This is a genomic window from Shinella sp. SUS2, from assembly GCF_001262505.1.
Lineage (GTDB): Bacteria > Pseudomonadota > Alphaproteobacteria > Rhizobiales > Rhizobiaceae > Shinella.
Genome location: NZ_KQ410733.1, coordinates 133,208 through 148,288, shown reverse-complemented (window position 1 = coordinate 148,288; position 15,081 = coordinate 133,208). Strand labels below are relative to the sequence as shown.

The 15,081-nt window shown below is 64.3% G+C and carries 15 protein-coding genes; 13 read left to right on the top strand and 2 right to left on the bottom strand.

What is annotated here, in order from left to right; all coding sequences use genetic code 11:
• The first annotated feature begins 59 nt into the window (after positions 1 to 59).
• From AKG11_RS19305 to AKG11_RS19260, 10 genes are all read left to right on the top strand, one after another.
• Complete coding sequence (locus tag AKG11_RS19305) at positions 60 to 1,058, top strand: helix-turn-helix transcriptional regulator (RefSeq protein ID WP_050745101.1); 999 nt, start codon at positions 60 to 62, stop codon at positions 1,056 to 1,058.
• 174 nt (positions 1,059 to 1,232) lie between these two features.
• Entirely contained in the window at positions 1,233 to 1,958 is a 726-nt protein-coding gene (locus tag AKG11_RS19300) for a pentapeptide repeat-containing protein (RefSeq protein WP_081870616.1), read from the top strand.
• A gap of 189 nt (positions 1,959 to 2,147) precedes the next feature.
• Positions 2,148 to 4,559, top strand: a complete 2,412-nt coding sequence (locus AKG11_RS19295) for a TonB-dependent receptor (protein ID WP_050745100.1) — start codon at positions 2,148 to 2,150, stop codon at positions 4,557 to 4,559.
• A 54-nt stretch (positions 4,560 to 4,613) separates the two neighbouring features.
• Entirely contained in the window at positions 4,614 to 5,549 is a 936-nt protein-coding gene (locus AKG11_RS19290; protein WP_050745099.1) for an iron-siderophore ABC transporter substrate-binding protein, read from the top strand.
• On the top strand, positions 5,512 to 6,591 hold the full coding sequence (locus AKG11_RS19285) for a FecCD family ABC transporter permease (RefSeq protein WP_371260118.1): 1,080 nt from the start codon (positions 5,512 to 5,514) through the stop codon (positions 6,589 to 6,591). The genes AKG11_RS19290 and AKG11_RS19285 overlap by 38 nt, the downstream gene beginning before the upstream one ends.
• The gene (locus AKG11_RS19280) at positions 6,591 to 7,574 is read left to right on the top strand and encodes a FecCD family ABC transporter permease (RefSeq protein ID WP_371260117.1); all 984 of its coding nucleotides are present in this window, start codon (positions 6,591 to 6,593) and stop codon (positions 7,572 to 7,574) included. The genes AKG11_RS19285 and AKG11_RS19280 overlap by 1 nt, the downstream gene beginning before the upstream one ends.
• Entirely contained in the window at positions 7,561 to 8,358 is a 798-nt protein-coding gene (locus AKG11_RS19275) for an ABC transporter ATP-binding protein (protein WP_050745096.1), read from the top strand. Before AKG11_RS19280 ends, AKG11_RS19275 begins: the two co-directional genes overlap by 14 nt.
• Positions 8,359 to 8,642: 284 nt before the next feature.
• A complete protein-coding gene (locus tag AKG11_RS19270) occupies positions 8,643 to 9,188 on the top strand; it encodes an RNA polymerase sigma factor (RefSeq protein ID WP_050745095.1) in 546 nt (181 codons plus the stop codon).
• A gap of 62 nt (positions 9,189 to 9,250) precedes the next feature.
• Entirely contained in the window at positions 9,251 to 10,201 is a 951-nt protein-coding gene (locus tag AKG11_RS19265; protein WP_050745094.1) for a FecR family protein, read from the top strand.
• Between the two features lie 51 nt (positions 10,202 to 10,252).
• Positions 10,253 to 10,537, top strand: coding sequence for a DUF2218 domain-containing protein (locus AKG11_RS19260; RefSeq protein ID WP_197284002.1), 285 nt, complete (start codon positions 10,253 to 10,255; stop codon positions 10,535 to 10,537).
• A 16-nt stretch (positions 10,538 to 10,553) separates the two neighbouring features.
• Here AKG11_RS19260 and AKG11_RS19255 read toward each other — a convergent pair whose 3' ends face one another.
• Positions 10,554 to 11,078 (bottom strand): MarR family winged helix-turn-helix transcriptional regulator, encoded by a 525-nt coding sequence (locus AKG11_RS19255; RefSeq protein WP_023514746.1) that lies wholly within the window; start codon positions 11,076 to 11,078, stop codon positions 10,554 to 10,556.
• Between the two features lie 126 nt (positions 11,079 to 11,204).
• On the opposite strand from AKG11_RS19255, the gene AKG11_RS19250 reads away from it, so the two are divergent.
• From AKG11_RS19250 to AKG11_RS19240, 3 genes are all read left to right on the top strand, one after another.
• Complete coding sequence (locus AKG11_RS19250; RefSeq protein WP_050745093.1) at positions 11,205 to 12,737, top strand: MDR family MFS transporter; 1,533 nt, start codon at positions 11,205 to 11,207, stop codon at positions 12,735 to 12,737.
• Between the two features lie 161 nt (positions 12,738 to 12,898).
• Entirely contained in the window at positions 12,899 to 13,897 is a 999-nt protein-coding gene (locus tag AKG11_RS19245; protein WP_050745092.1) for a DUF808 domain-containing protein, read from the top strand.
• Between the two features lie 59 nt (positions 13,898 to 13,956).
• Entirely contained in the window at positions 13,957 to 14,307 is a 351-nt protein-coding gene (locus tag AKG11_RS19240) for a DUF2200 domain-containing protein (RefSeq protein ID WP_050745091.1), read from the top strand.
• 13 nt (positions 14,308 to 14,320) lie between these two features.
• Here the strand turns inward: AKG11_RS19240 and AKG11_RS19235 are convergent, their stop codons facing one another.
• Positions 14,321 to 15,019 (bottom strand): TetR/AcrR family transcriptional regulator, encoded by a 699-nt coding sequence (locus AKG11_RS19235; RefSeq protein ID WP_050745090.1) that lies wholly within the window; start codon positions 15,017 to 15,019, stop codon positions 14,321 to 14,323.
• Positions 15,020 to 15,081 lie beyond the last annotated feature (62 nt).

Genomic DNA, 15,081 nt, shown 5'->3' with positions numbered 1-15,081 from the left:
TTGACTATTGTAATCAGGTTCAATGTTATTGCGATCCGGTCCATTATTTGGTGGGGTAGATGAATCTCCGTGTGGAACAGCGCGTTCTGGCGCAGTCCGATCAGGACGACGTGGTCGTGCTTGGCCCGAGCCCGGCCGATCCGACCTTTTCCGACACCTCGACAGAGGGTGCCTACAAGATCCTCGGCGTGCGCCCGGGCCTCACCATTTCCGTCTTCGACATGGTGATCGGGGCCGATTTCGTCGGCCGTTTCGCCACGGAGCCCTGCGTTGCGATCGATTTTCTCTTCGAGGCCTCGGGGCAGGGGTGGCTTTTGGGAAGCGACGCCGAGCAGCGGCTGTCATCCATTCCCTATCGGCCGGGGCGCATCTACATCATGGCCGCGCCGTACGGATCCGTCGGCCTCTACGACGTGCCCGTGGGCACGCGCTTCAAAGGCATGGACATCCGGGTCGATATCAGCCTCTGGCAGCGGCTCGGCGCCGGCGACCTCCTTGCCAATCTCGACGAACACCACGCTTTGCACATGGCATCGGGCAACGGCACCTGGGTCGGCGTGCTGCCGGTGCCGCCGGACCTGCTCGCCGTGGCGCGGGCGCTCTTCGACAGCGCCATGGTGGAAGGGGACGATCTCGCCTTCGAGGCCCGTGCCCTCGACATCATCAATGCCTCGATCGCTGCGATGCGCCGCACGCAACCGGCCCAGACGATCCCGCCGCGCGACCGTCGCCCGCTGCAGCGCGCCCGTGACCTGCTGATTGCCGAACTCGCCCGCCCCTGGACGCTCGAAGAGCTCGCCCGCGAGGTCGGACTGACGCAGAAGCGGCTGAAATCCGGCTTCAAAAGCCTCTATGGCTTCGCCGTCTACGCGTTCCTCAAGGAGCAGCGGCTTCTGGAAGCGCGCCGGCTGATCGAACAGGGAGAGATGAACGTGACACAGGCGGCGATCGCCGTCGGCTACAGCAATCCGAGCCACTTTTCCCAACTCTTCCTGCGCCGTTTCGGCATGCAGCCGTCCCGTGCGCTCGCCGCGCGCCGTGGCGAAGGAGAGGCCTGACGGCGTTCCTTGCGGCAGGGTTCGCCGGAACGACGCGAGCAGCGAGGCGCCAGAGTTCGGCGAACTCGGCAGCCAACACGCTCCGATCTTGCATCCATCCGTGCGGTTAGCTGATGACATCCGGCTCCCGATTGCCATATTTAGGGAACGGCCCGATTGGACACGGCCATTGCAATGGGAGTTACATCAGTGAGTGGACTGCAGAAGGGTATGCTTCTTGGCTTCTTCGCGGCATGTCTGGTGATGGCCGCAAGTCTTCCCTTCCGCTATGCCGATGCTGCGGATTGCCGGGCGGATCCCGAGCCGGAAGTGGACTGGAGCGCCTGCAGCAAGAAGAACCTGATGCTGGGTGGCAACGATTTCGCCGGGGCGAACTTCCGGGATGCCGATCTCAGCTACACCGACATGCGCGATACGAACCTGACGGCGGCCGTTCTGGAAAAGGCGACCCTGATCCGGACCTGGTTCACCGGCGCACGGCTGGACAAGGCGAGTTTCGCACGGGTGGAAGCCTATCGCTCCAGCTTTCAGAAGGTCATCGCGAAGGGAACGTCGTTTGCATCCGCGGAACTGCAACGCGCCGCATTCGATGGGGCGGATCTCAGCTATGCGAGTTTCGAAAAGGCCGATCTCAGCCGCGCGTCCTTCGACGAGGCAATCCTTTCGGGCGCAAGTTTTACCTATGCAAACCTGTCTCGCGCCGACTTGAGCAAGGCGCGCATCGAGGGCACGATCGGCCTGGACAAGGCCTTCATGCTGCTGACGCGGATCGAGGGGCTCGATCTTTCCCGTGCGACCGGCCTCGACCAGTCACAGATCGATATCGCCTGCGGCAACGGTGAGACCAGGCTTCCGACGGGTCTCGCGACGCCGGCAAGCTGGCCGTGCCCGAAGGACTGAGACCCGTCTTCTCCGCCTGCCCATTGTGACGCCGCCAGACCAACCGAAAGGCGCGATGGTGTTTTTCAGGAAAATCGGCCACGCGGAGTCCCAAATCGGAAAGCTTGATCGTCAGACCCAATGAGCGGGGTTTCATCCGCTGTCTGGACGGACTGCGGCGCCTTGAACGCCGCACGATTGGGGGTTTTGATGAAGAAGAACGTTTCCACCAGGGCGGGGCTGCGGGCCGCCTTGCTGGCCGGTACGGCCGCTCTGGTGTTCAGCCCGGCAGCGCCGGCGATCGCACAGGCACCCGCGCAAGCGCAGGCGGCCGAGCGGTCGATTTCAGTGCCGGCCGGCCCGTTGACGCCGGCCCTGAACAGCCTCGCCGCCCAGACAGGCCTCCAGATCCTCTATGACGCATCGCTGGCACAGGGCAAATCGACCAAAGGCGTGCGCGGTAACCTGACGCCCGAACAGGCGCTGAACGCCGTATTGACCGGCACCGGCGTCGATGCGCGCTTTGCCGGTAGCAGCCATGTAACGCTGAGCCTCGACCCCGCCGCCGCAGGCCCGGCGGAAGAGGGGGCCACCCTTCTCGAGACGATCACGCTTTATGGCGCGCGCGAGGCAACCACGCTGAACGACACGACCGCGAGCGTCGGCATCGTGAATGCGGAAGCAATCGAAAAAGGCCAGATCCGCCACACGCAGGATGCCTATCGCCGCCTCGCCAACGTTTTGGACAGCGCGACGGTCAATTCCGGTTTCGTCATCCGCGGCATGAGCTCCGAAGGTTTCGTTCCTGGCGGAGCGCCGGTCGGTTCGCTCTATATCGATGGCATTCTCCAGACCCGCTACAATTCCCGTTTCGGCGCAAGAAACCTTTGGGACGTCGAGCAGGTCGAGGTCTATCGCGGCCCGCAATCGACGCTTTCCGGCCGGGCCGCCATGTCGGGCGCGGTCTACATCAAGTCGAAGGACCCGACCTTCGACAAGGAAGTCGAACTCTCGGGAACTGTCGGCAGCAACGACCTCGCGGGCTCGGCCTTTGTCGTCAACACGCCGCTTGTCGAGGACCAGATCGCATTGCGCATTTCCGGGGCGTTCGAGCGCTCCCATACGGACGTGTCCTATTCGAACTTCAAGAACTATGCGGGTTTTGACGATCTTACGACCGATATCAGCGGGACCATTCGCGCAAAGATGCTCATCACCCCGTCGGAAATGCCGGACACCCGCGCCCTTCTGACCTACGCCTATTCCAAGGACCGCCCGAACGACCGGCTGGTCGGGCTCTACGATGGGCGTGGTGATTTCAACAACAATCCCGACACCTATACCGAATTCCGCTGGACCGAGGTCCACAATGTCGGCCTCGAGATTACACACGACTTCTCCGATACGCTGCGTTTCACCTCGCAGACCGGTTTCCAGTACGGCATCAACACACGAAGCTCCGTCGATGCAGGCACGCCCGGCATCGCAACCGGGATCTGGGGCACGGACGACGATTCGATCTTCACCCAGGAGCTGCGGCTGAACTACGACGGCGATCGCTGGAAGTGGGTTGCCGGCGTTTTCGGCAGCCACCAGATCTTCGAGGGTGCCTCGCGTTTCATCGCGGAGCCCTATCCCGATCTGATGCCGGGCACGGTCTACCAGCTCGACGACAAGCAGAACCGCAGGACCACGAACCTCGCCGTCTTCGGCGAGGCGACCTATGAATTCGCGCCGACTTGGTTCGTGACCGCCGGGGGGCGCCTCGACTATCTCAAGGAAAAGAACGCCGAGTTGAATTCTGCCGTCCTGCACGGAATGGATCCGGCCTTCTCCGGCGGTCCGGCGTCCTTCGACGAGGTGAACTTCGTACCCAAGCTGGGGCTCTCCAAGGAATTCGGCGAAAACCAGCGGGTCGGCATCACCTATACGCAGGGCTTCCGTTCGGGGGGCTCCTACGTCAACCGCAGCGACCCGGCCTTCCCCCTCGTGTCGTATGATCCGGAATATTCGCAGAGCTACGAGCTGTCCTACAAGGGCACCCTGCTGGATGACAGGCTCGTGCTCAATGCCAATCTCTTCTACACGAAGTATGAGGACCAGCAGGTCGAGATCCGGCCGCCTTCGGACATTCCGGGCTACCGTATCACGGAGAACGCCGCATCCTCGCGCGCATGGGGCTTCGAAATCGAGCCGACCTTCCAGGTCACCGACCAGTTCTCGGCCTTCGCGTCGATCGGCTACCTGAACACCAAGTTCCTGGAGTTCGACCACGGCGGCCTGGGCGACCAGTCCGGAAAATCCTTCCCCGAGGCGCCGGAATGGACCTACGGCTTCGGTGGGCGTTACGAGTTCGAGAATGGCGTCTATGTCGGCGCCGATGCCAAATACACGACGGACTACAATTCCCGGTTCGGCACGAAAGGCATGTACAAGATCGACTCCCGTTTCCTCGTGAATGCCCAGGCCGGTTTCAAGAAGGACAATTGGGAGGTCACGGCCTTCGCGGAAAACCTGACCGACGAGAAGTATTTCACCATCGTCGATCCGGACGCCGCCTTGCCCTTTGGCCAGGCCGGCGCGCGGCGGTCCTTCGGCCTCAACATCCGCACCAAGTTCTGATCTCCGATTGCGGGGCAAAAGCCCCGCAATCTCCGTCTTCCGTATCCATCCGAAATGGTATCCGCCTTGCGCTCCTTCCTTGCCGTCCTCTTCCTCGCCGTCTCGTTCTCGCTGGCCAATGCCACCTGCCAGGGGAGGGAGATAACGGAGGGCGTCTACAATCCGCCGCTCTGCATACCGGCCGAGCCCAGAAGGGTCGTCACGCTCGACCCGCTCCTGACGCTCGGCCTGCTCGTCGAACTCGAGGCCCCCGTCGTCGCCACGCCCTATATGGGCATTCAGGACACCGGGATACTCGCGTTCATCAAGCAGTCGAACGTGGTCGATCTCGGCAATCCGAGGGAGCCGAGCCTCGAGCGGGTCGCCGCCCTGAAGCCCGACCTCATCATCGGCAGCGCGGAAGCCCACGCTTCCATCTATGAGACGGTATCGAAGATCGCGCCCACGGTGTTGCTCCATCATACGGACTGGAAGGCCTATCGCCAGCGCGTCGCCGACATCACCGGCCGCGAGAGCGTGGCCGGCGAGGCGCTGGCCGCCTACGAAAAACGCGCCGCCACGATCCGGGCACGCATGAAGGACAAGGACCTGACCGTTTCCACCGTCCGTTTGGCGCCGGACCGCTTCGTCGTCTTCCTTGACGGTCCTTTCGCCTACGCGCCCTTCGCGGTGCTGCGCGAGGCTGGCGTCAAGCGCACGGCCTATGAGACGGTGACGGACGGCACGATCGTCAAGCGGCCGGACTGGGAGGAACTTGCCAATCTCGACGGCGACATCCTCCTCTATGTCTCCGCCAGCGGCTTCGAAAGCGGCCCCGACGACGCGCTGGAGAAAGCGGTAACGGAAAACCCGCTCTGGCAGCTCCTGCCCGCCGTGCAGAACGGCCGCGCCCATCGGGTAGACCGGGTGGCCTGGCAGAGCTTCCACGGGATTGCCTCTGCCAATCGCATCCTTGACGATATCGAGCGCTACGTTCTTGCAGACCGATGAGCCCGGACAAGCCCACCGCGATTGCGCAGCCGGCCGGCCGGCCAAGCGCGATGGAAGCAGGCTCGTTGTCCTCATCCTTCTCAGCGGCCTACTCCTCACGACATCGATGTGGGCGGTGACGCTTGGCACCACGCATATCTCACCGTCGTCCGTGTGGAACGCCATCGCCGCTTTTGACGGATCGCGTGAACATCTGCTGGTGGCGACGATCCGTCTGCCGCGGGTTCTGGCCGGCCTGCTGGCGGGCAGCGCACTGGCGGTTTCGGGCGCGATCATGCAGGCGGTGACGAACAATCCGCTCGCCTCGCCCGGACTGCTCGGTATCAATGCCGGCGCCGCCTTCGCCGTCGTCCTCGTCATGACCCTTTTCGGGGCAGGCACCGGCGGCGCCTACATGTGGTTCGCCTTTGTCGGCGCCGGCAGCGCGGCGCTGCTGGTCTTTGCGATCGGCACCTTCGGTCCGACCGGGCATTCGCCCGTCGGCCTCGTTCTCGCCGGCGCCGTTGTCGCCACCTTCCTGACGGCCCTGACCAGCGCCGTTCTCATCTTCGACCAGAGCACGCTGGACGCCGTTCGTCTCTGGACCGCCGGTTCCCTGTCCGGCCGGACCATGGCGCAGACCACCGCGGTGGCTCCCTATATCCTCTTCGGCCTTGCCGCGGCGCTTCTCCTCGGACGGCACCTGGTGACCATGGGCCTCGGTGTCGATGCGGCCCGCGCACTGGGCCAGAACCCCATTGTCTGGAGAGCGATAGCCGTTGCCGTGGTCATCCTGCTTGCCGGCAGTGCCGTCTCGCTCGCCGGCCCCATCGGCTTCGTGGGGCTCGTGGTTCCGCATATCGCGCGGCTGACGATCTGTATCGACTATCGCTGGATCCTGCCCTTCAGCGCGCTCGGCGGTGCTTTGCTCGTGATCGCCGCGGATACGGCCGGGCGCGTGATTTTCGCCAGCCAAAGCTTTCCCGTCGGGGTGACGGTAGCGCTGATCGGCGCGCCATTTTTCCTGTGGCTGGCGCGAAGCCGGGCGGGAGAGGCGAGGTGATGCGCCTCGCCACACTTCTTGCGGTTCTCCTTGCCGGGCTGGTCGCCGCCAGCCTGGCCTTCGGGGACATATCCCTGTCATGGCGCGAGCTCATGGAAACGATAGCAGGGTCGGCGGATGCGACCGCGCAGAACGGGATGATCGTCTTCGATCTGCGCCTGCCGCGCATCCTGCTTGCCCTTCTCGTCGGCGCGGCGCTGGCGACGGCCGGCACGATCGCGCTCGCGATCATGCGCAATCCGCTCGCAGAACCCGGCGTGCTTGGCATCAACAGCGGCGCCGCCGCTGCGGTCATGGGTGTCATCGTCCTCATGCCGGAGCCGCCGGTAGCCCTGCTGCCGCTGGCCGGCTTCCTTGGCGCGGCCATCATGGCCGCCGCCGTCTATCTCCTGTCGTGGCAGCGGGGCACCTCGTCGCTGCGCATCATCCTGATCGGCATCGGCCTTGGTTCGCTTGCAAGCGCCGCCACCACCTTCCTGTCGGCCTTCGGCGAGATTGGCGATGTGCAGCGCGCGATGATCTGGCTCGCAGGAAGCGTCTACGAGGCCGACATGGTGAAGGTGCGCCTCCTGTTCTTCTGGCTGCTCGTGCCGCTGGCGCTGGCCTGGATGTCAGCCGGCGAGCTCGATCTCATCCGCTTCGGCGACAATTCAGCCCGCAGCCTCGGCCAGCGGGTGGATCTGGTTCGAGGCCTCATGATCGTGCTGTGCACGCTCCTGTCCGGCGCGGCTGTTGCCGCCGCGGGGCTGATCGGCTTCGTCGGCCTCGTCGCGCCGCATATCGCAAGCCGGCTGGCAGGGCCGTCCCATGCGCGGATCCTTCCGATTGCCGCCCTGAGCGGGGCGATCCTCGTTGTCGCGTCGGACCTTCTCGGCCGGCTGGTCATCGCCCCCGCCCAGCTTCCCGCCGGGATTGTGACCGGCCTCATCGGGGCTCCATTCTTCGCCTATCTCCTATGGGGGCGCCGTCATGTCCGGGGATGAACAAGCCGTCCCGGCCAAGCTTGCCGGACATCACGTCTCCATCGCCTATGGCATGCAGTCGATCGTCGAGGACCTTGGCCTGCTCGTGCCCGAACGCCGCTTCACGGCGCTTGTCGGGCCGAACGGCAGTGGGAAATCCACCATCCTGCGCACCTTTGCCGGCCTCATGGCGCCATCCCGCGGAACAATCCTGCTGGATGGCAGAAACATCGACAAATTGCCGACAAAGGAGATGGCGAAACGCATCGGCGTGCTCCTGCAGGGGCCGGTGGCGCCGGAGGGGCTGACGGTGCGTGATCTGGTCCGCCAGGGGCGCTATCCGCACCGTGCGTTCTTTGGGCGCTGGTCGGACGAGGATGAGGCGGCCTGCGAGGAGGCCTTGATGCTGACTGGCACGACGATCCTCGCCGGCACACCGCTCGACAGGCTTTCCGGCGGCCAGCGGCAGCGTGCCTGGATTGCCATGACATTGGCGCAGCGGGGTGAGGTGCTCCTGCTCGACGAACCGACGACCTATCTCGACCTCGCCCACCAGATCGAGCTGATGAACCTGATCACGGTCCTCGTGCGCGATCACGGCAAGACCGTTGTTGCGGTGCTGCACGATCTCAATCAGGCCGCCCGTTATGCCGAGCATATCGTCCTGTTGAAGGGCGGCAGGATCAGCGCCGCCGGCCGGCCCGACGACGTGCTGTCGGAGGAAGCGATTGCCGATGTGTTCGGCGTGCAGTCCGTGATCATCCGCGACCCCGTTGCGGGAACCCCTCTCTGCGTACCACTCTGACGGGCGATGGCAATGTTGCGGGATTGCCACGCTTCCCGGCTTTTCGAAGCAGTGACCAGCTTGCGGGTTCGCCGCCGCCACGAGGATTCTCGCAACGAAATCAGGCATAAAGATGAGTTTTTTTGTCTTGATTTAATCGCCGTATATTTTCCAGCTTTGAAACATTCTAAGCTATTGCACTTGCAGGGATTTTGCAGAGCAGATAGCCATTTCTCCATCGCTGCGGGCATGTTCAGATGCTCCGGGCGCTGCTTCGTCCTCTTTGGATCAGGAACAGAGTGCTGATGCCGAGCTCCTCCTCCCCAGCCTGGGATATCCTTGACAGCAACGACCTGCTGAACCGCGCGATGGAGGCCCACTACGCCGACATAACCACAGCCGTGCGGCGCAAGGGGCACCCCCTCTCCACCGCCCGGGACGTGGTGCACGACCTTTACGTCAAGCTCGCGGCCCAGCCCGATGTCCTGCGCAACAAACGCTCGCTCAAGGCTTTCCTCTGCCGTTCCGCCATCAATCTGGGCATCGACCGGCTGCGGCGGGAAAACATGGAGGCGCGGCTGTTCTCCGGAACCGAGCGGGAGGCCCTTTCGGTCGCCAGCCTGGGCCCGGCGCCGGACATGGCGCTCGAGATCGAGGCGCGCGTCGCCATTCTCCGGGCAGCCATCGCCGAATTGCCGGAACGGCGCCGCGTCGTGTTCATCCTCCATCGGCTGCACCATCTCTCGCCGGACCAGATCGCGGTCAGGCTCAGGATTTCCCGCAACATGGTCGACCGCCACCTGCGCCGGGCCTTCGCCCATTGCCTCGACCGTCTTCTTTCGATCGACTAAGAGTCCCGAAAAGGCGACGCCAATCGTCTACTTGGCAGGACGAAACGCTCCGGGAGAAGCCGATGCCGGGCAACCGTGCCACGCAAGCGCAGCGAAAGCGCAACAGAGAGGCGGCAGACTGGCTTCTGCGCAATGGCGATCCGGCGCAATCCCCGGAAGAAAGGGCGCGCTTCCAGCAATGGCTCGATGATCCCGAGAACTGTCGTACCTACCGGGCTGCCGAAAGGTTGCTGGGCGACGCACGGACGGCCATCCAGTCGGACCCGGCGCTGCGGAACATCGAGGCCAGGCCGCGCAGCCTTGCCAAACCTGCCGCCACATCGCTCGCGCTCCTTGTCTGCGCCGCCGCTGCGTTTCTTGCGCTGGACGGGCCCATGCGGCTACAGGCCGATGCCATTGCGGGGACCGCGGAAATGCCGGTCGTTGCCCTTGAGGACGGATCCACGGTGCAACTGAACGCCACGTCGGCGATTGCCGTCGATTTCACCGCGAACCGCCGAACCGTCCGCCTCCTGCGCGGCCAGGCCTTCTTCCAGGTCGCACACGCGCCGGAGCGGCCGTTCACCGTCGAGGCCGGGACGACACACGTCACGGCGCTCGGTACGGCCTTCGACGTGCGCTACGGCACTGCCGATACGGAGGTCACCGTTACCGAAAATGCCGTTCTCATCGAGCCGGGTGACGCAGCGGCCTCGTCCTTGCGCGTCTCGCAAGGCGAGCAGGCCACCTATGACCGCGACACCGGCCGGATGAATGTCCAGCCGGTTGATGGTGTCGTGGCTCTTGCCTGGCAGCGCGGGCAGATCGCAGTGGAAGATGCGCCTCTCTCCCATGTCATCGAGGAGATGAGCCGTCATTTCTCCGGCCGGATCGTCCTTGCGGGCAGCGCGTTGGCGCAGCGCCGGGTGAGCGGCACCATCACCGTCTCCGACACGGATGCCGCCCTGTCGTTCATCCGCCAGGCTCTGGGAGTAAGGGTAACCCGGCTTGGCCCCCTGATCGTGATCCGCTAGCGGCCGGCGCTCCGGGCGGGCGGCTCACCACATTGGAAAGGGAAGAAAAGCATGATCGAATCCACCGCGCATGTAAAAACCGCTGCCGGCGCCAAATATCTGGTCCAGATGTGCAAGCACTTTGCCCACAAGGTGGACGTCGTCTATTCCGATACGCATGGCGAGTGCCGGTTCGATGGCGGGGTTGCTCTCTTCGACGCGGATGCGGACGGGCTTCGCCTGTTCGTGAAGGCAAAAAACGAAGAGAGCCTCGCCTGGGCGCAATCCGCCATCACCTCGCATCTCCTGCGCTTCGCCTTCCGGGAGACCCTTGAAGCCCCCGAATGGCGCCGTTGAGACTGGCGGCCAGCGGTTATTTGCCCGCACTCTCCGCGTCAAAATCCTTCGCCTGCACCTCGAGCCGTTCGATGAAGCGGGTGTAGAGATTGGCGAACGTCGCCATCTCCTCCTCCGTCCAGTCGTACAGCACCTTTGACAGCACCTCTTCCTTGACGCCGTTCACCTGATCGAGCCAGTGCATGCCGGCCTTCGTCAATGTGACGATGGTACGCCGGCCATCGTCCTGCGAGGCGGCACGGCGCACGACGCCGCGCTTGACGAGATCCGCGACAATGCGGCTCGCGCGCGAATGGTCGATCCGCAACTGCTCGGCAAGCGCGCCGACCGTGACTTCCTGCTCGAGACCGAGACGCCGGACCAGGGACAGGGCGTCGAGATGCGAAAGCTCCAGCCCCGCGCCGACGCGCGAAATGGCAAGGCGCCCAATGTAGCGCCGGCCGGTCATGATCCGCATCCGCCCCATCGCCGCACCGATACGGGCAAAGGCGCTGGTGCCGGCAGGACCGGCCTTCTGTTCGTCATCGCTGCTCATGCCCATGGATTAGCAGATTTCCATCGATGTCAAAACATATTTGTGCCTTTATCACATATGTGCAGTTGACATATATGTGCGGTAGGCACACAAATTCCCCGCTGAAAAAGATAGAGAGATCACGTTACTGCCATGGATGCCCGTCTGCGCTCCGACAAGGATACCGATACAGCCTATGCGTCGCTCGTGCCCGATCCGCGCCGCCGGATGCTTGTCGTCTGCCTCTTGATGACGGGCATCTTCATGGCGGCACTGGACAACCAGATCGTCTCGACCGCGCTGCCGACCATCGTCGGCGAGTTCGGCGAGCTGGAGCGCTTCGGCTGGGTGGGCTCGGCCTATCTGCTGGCGACCAGTGCCGTGATGCCGGTCTATGGCAAGCTGGGCGACCTCTTCGGCCGCAAATATGTGATGATGACCGCGATCTTCATCTTCGCACTGGGGTCGCTTGCCTGCGGCCTTGCGGTCTCGATGAACACGCTCATCGCCGCCCGCGTGCTGCAGGGTCTCGGCGGCGGCGGCATCATGGTCTCCATCTTCTCGATCAATGCCGATCTCTTCGAGCCGCGCGTGCGGGCCCGCTACCAGAGCTATTCGAGCCTGATGCTGATGGCAGCCGGCGCCGTCGGCCCGACACTAGGGGGCGTGCTCTCCGACCTCTTCGGCTGGCGCTCGATCTTTCTCGTCAATCTGCCGATCGGCATCATCGTGCTCACCGGCCTCGCGCTGATCCTGCCCTATCGCAAGCCGATCCGCCGGCCAAAGATCGATTTTGCGGGCGCGGTCCTGCTTGCCGCGGTGGTATCGAGCGTTGTGCTCTGGGCCGACAGCCGGGAGATCTTCGGCTCGCTGGTGTCCGCCGAAAGCCTTGCAGTGATCGCCTTCGGCGCGGTCTGCCTGATCGCGTGGATCCATGTCGAGCGCCGCGTGCCCGAGCCGATCGTTCCGCTCGGCCTGTTCCGCAATCCGACCGTCAATCTCCTCCTGATCGTCTCGCTGGTGAGCGGCGCGATCGGCATCGGTTCGGTCAACTATATCGCGCTCTTCCTGCAGACCACCACCGGCCTCTCCCCCTCGCAGGCCGGCCTCCTGTTCATGGCGCTGACGGCCGGCATCGCTGCCGGCTCGCTGACGGCGGGGCGGTTGATCTCGCTGACAGGCCGTTACAAGATCTTCTCCGTCGTCAGCACGGCGGGCGGGCTGGTGACCTTCCTCCTCTTCACGACAATCCATCCCGGCACGCCAGTCTATCTCATCGGCCTTTTGATGCTGCTGCAGGGCCTCAGCGTCGGTTTCGGCCAGCAGGTCCCCGTGATCGGCGTGCAGAATGCCGCGAATGCCGCAGATCTCGGCGCAGCCACCGGCGCCGTCACGCTGACCCGCATGGCAGGCGCATCGATCGCTATCAGCATCTACGGCGCCACACTCGCCGCCTTCGTCACCGGACAGGGGCATAGCATTCCCGGCGTCGCCAGCATCGAGGGACTGACGCCGGCCGAACTCGCCATGCTACCCGAACAGGTCCGCGCGCTGGTCGCAACGGTCTATACGGATGCCTTCCAGCCCGTGTTCCTCAGCATGGCCGGCATGATCGCGCTCGGGCTGCTGGCCGCACTCTCCCTCAAGAATGTCCGACTACAGGCAAACACCGCAAAAGCCGGGTGACACCGAGGGCGGAACGGCACCCTGTTTGCGCGGTGTCCATACCATGGACGCCGCGGACGGCGGCAGCACTTCTCCGGCAATGAGCGTATTTTTGCTTTTTCCAGGCCTGCGAAGAGGCTATTGCTCGATCCGACCAGTCCCGTCGAAGATGGAGGTTTTTCGTGAGCGTCGGCCTGATTGCCCTTCTCGATGATGTCGCCGCCATTGCCAAGGCTGCCGCAGCCTCGCTGGATGACGTCGCCGCACAGGCCGGCAAGGCCGGTGCCAAGGCGGCCGGCGTCGTCATCGACGATGCCGCCGTGACACCACGCTACGTCACCGGTTTTTCGCCGGCACGGGAGCTGCCGATCATCGGCAAGATCGCGCTCGGCTCGCTAAAGAACAAGCTTCTCTTCCTGCTGCCCGCAGCCATCGCGCTCAGCCTCGTCGCACCTCAGGCGATCACGCCTCTCCTGATGGCTGGCGGCCTCTTCCTCTGCTACGAGGGTGCGGAAAAGGTCTACGAGCTCGTCTCGCCCCATGGCGCCCATCATCATGAGGAGCAGCTCGACCCGGCAGGGGCCGATGCGAAAGCCTTCGAGGACGGCAAGGTCGCCGGCGCCATCCGCACCGACTTCATCCTCTCTGCCGAGATCATGGCGATCACGCTCGCCTCCGTGCCCGATGCCGGCCCCGTCATGCAGGCACTGATCCTCGCGCTCGTCGGCATCGTCATCACGGCCGGCGTCTATGGCGTCGTCGCGTTGATCGTGAAGGCGGACGATGTGGGCCTCTGGCTCGCCGGCCGCCCGTTGCGCACGCCGATCGACAGGACCTTTCGCCTCCTCGGCCACGGCCTCGTCAAAGGCATGCCCTACCTCCTGAAACTGCTCGGCGCGGTCGGCACGGCGGCGATGATCTGGGTCGGCGGCGGCATCCTGGTGCATGGTGCGGAGATGTTCGGCTTTTCGGCGCCCGCCCATGCGCTGCACGATGCCGGCGAAGCCGCGGCGCGCGCCCTTCCGGCCATCGACGGCCTCGTTTCCTGGCTGGTCCAGGCCGCCGGTTCCGGTATCATCGGGCTCGTTGCCGGTGCCATTTTGATCCCCATCGTCAGCAGGGCCATTGCCCCTTTCTGGCGCTGGTTGAATGGCCGGCTGCGCAAGCTGCATACGGCCTGACGGCCCGCGTATTCCCGTCCTGCCCATAAAGACCGGGGCGGGTTCGACCAGGAGGATGCATGACAGGACACCGCATATATTCCGTCAGCGTCGCGAGCGTTTATCCCCACTATGTCGCGAAGGCAGAACGAAAAGGCCGCACGAAGGCAGAAGTCGACGAGATCATCTGCTGGCTGACCGGATACAGCCCCGCGGCCTTGAACGAACAGCTGACAAACAAAACCAGCTTCGAGGACTTCTTTGCCCAGGCGCCGGGAATGAACCCGGCCCGCACCTCGATAAAGGGTACGGTCTGCGGCGTCCGCGTCGAGACGATCGAAGAGCCGACCATGCGCGAAATCCGCTATCTCGACAAACTCATCGACGAACTCGCGAAGGGCAAGGCGATGGAGAAGATCCTGCGCGGCTGAGCGCCTACCGCTTTCATCTTTTCAGGGCAAGGCCATCCAGCAGGAAGTCGAGGCCCTTCCGGAAAGTGCCGTCCCAATCGCTGTCGAGCAGAAGGCGGGAGCGCTCGATCGTCGGATAGTGTTCGCTGAGACGGGAAAGCCGCTGCTGGCCGGCAGCCATGTCAGCGGCCGAAAGGTCGAAGCTCGCCCGGGTGATGGTTGCACCGAGCACATAGTTCCAGAGAGACCATATCGCTGCGTTCAGCTCGGCCTCCGGGACGCCGGCTTTCGACAAGGCCTTGCCGAGGCGTTCCAGCCGGCCGAGGATGTTCGGACCAAGCGCCCGGCGCGGCAGAAGCGCGGCCGACCAGGGATGGCGGAGCATGGCCGCGCGCCAGTCCTCCAGCATGTGGACCACCTCCGGGCGCCAGTCCAGCGCCTCATCGACCTCCGGCATGCCGCGGCAATCGAAGACGGCGTCGAGCACGAGGTCGAACACGGCCTCCTTGTTCTCGACATGCCAGTAGAGGCTCATCGCCCCCGCGCCGAGGCGATCGGCCAGGCGGCGGATCTTCAGCCCGTCGACCCCTTCGGCGTCCAGCAGGTCTATCGCCGTTGCCACGATCCGTTCCAGCGAAAGCGGCGGCTCCGCCTGCGGTTCCCCACCCGGCCGGGACGGTGTTGCCTTCCGCACGGATTCCTTGCTCCGCGTGCCGCTACCCTTGGCCACCATCCGTTTCCCTTGCCGATCAGACCGACGATTTAAGCCGGCCCCAACAGAATGTCGATCCCGCC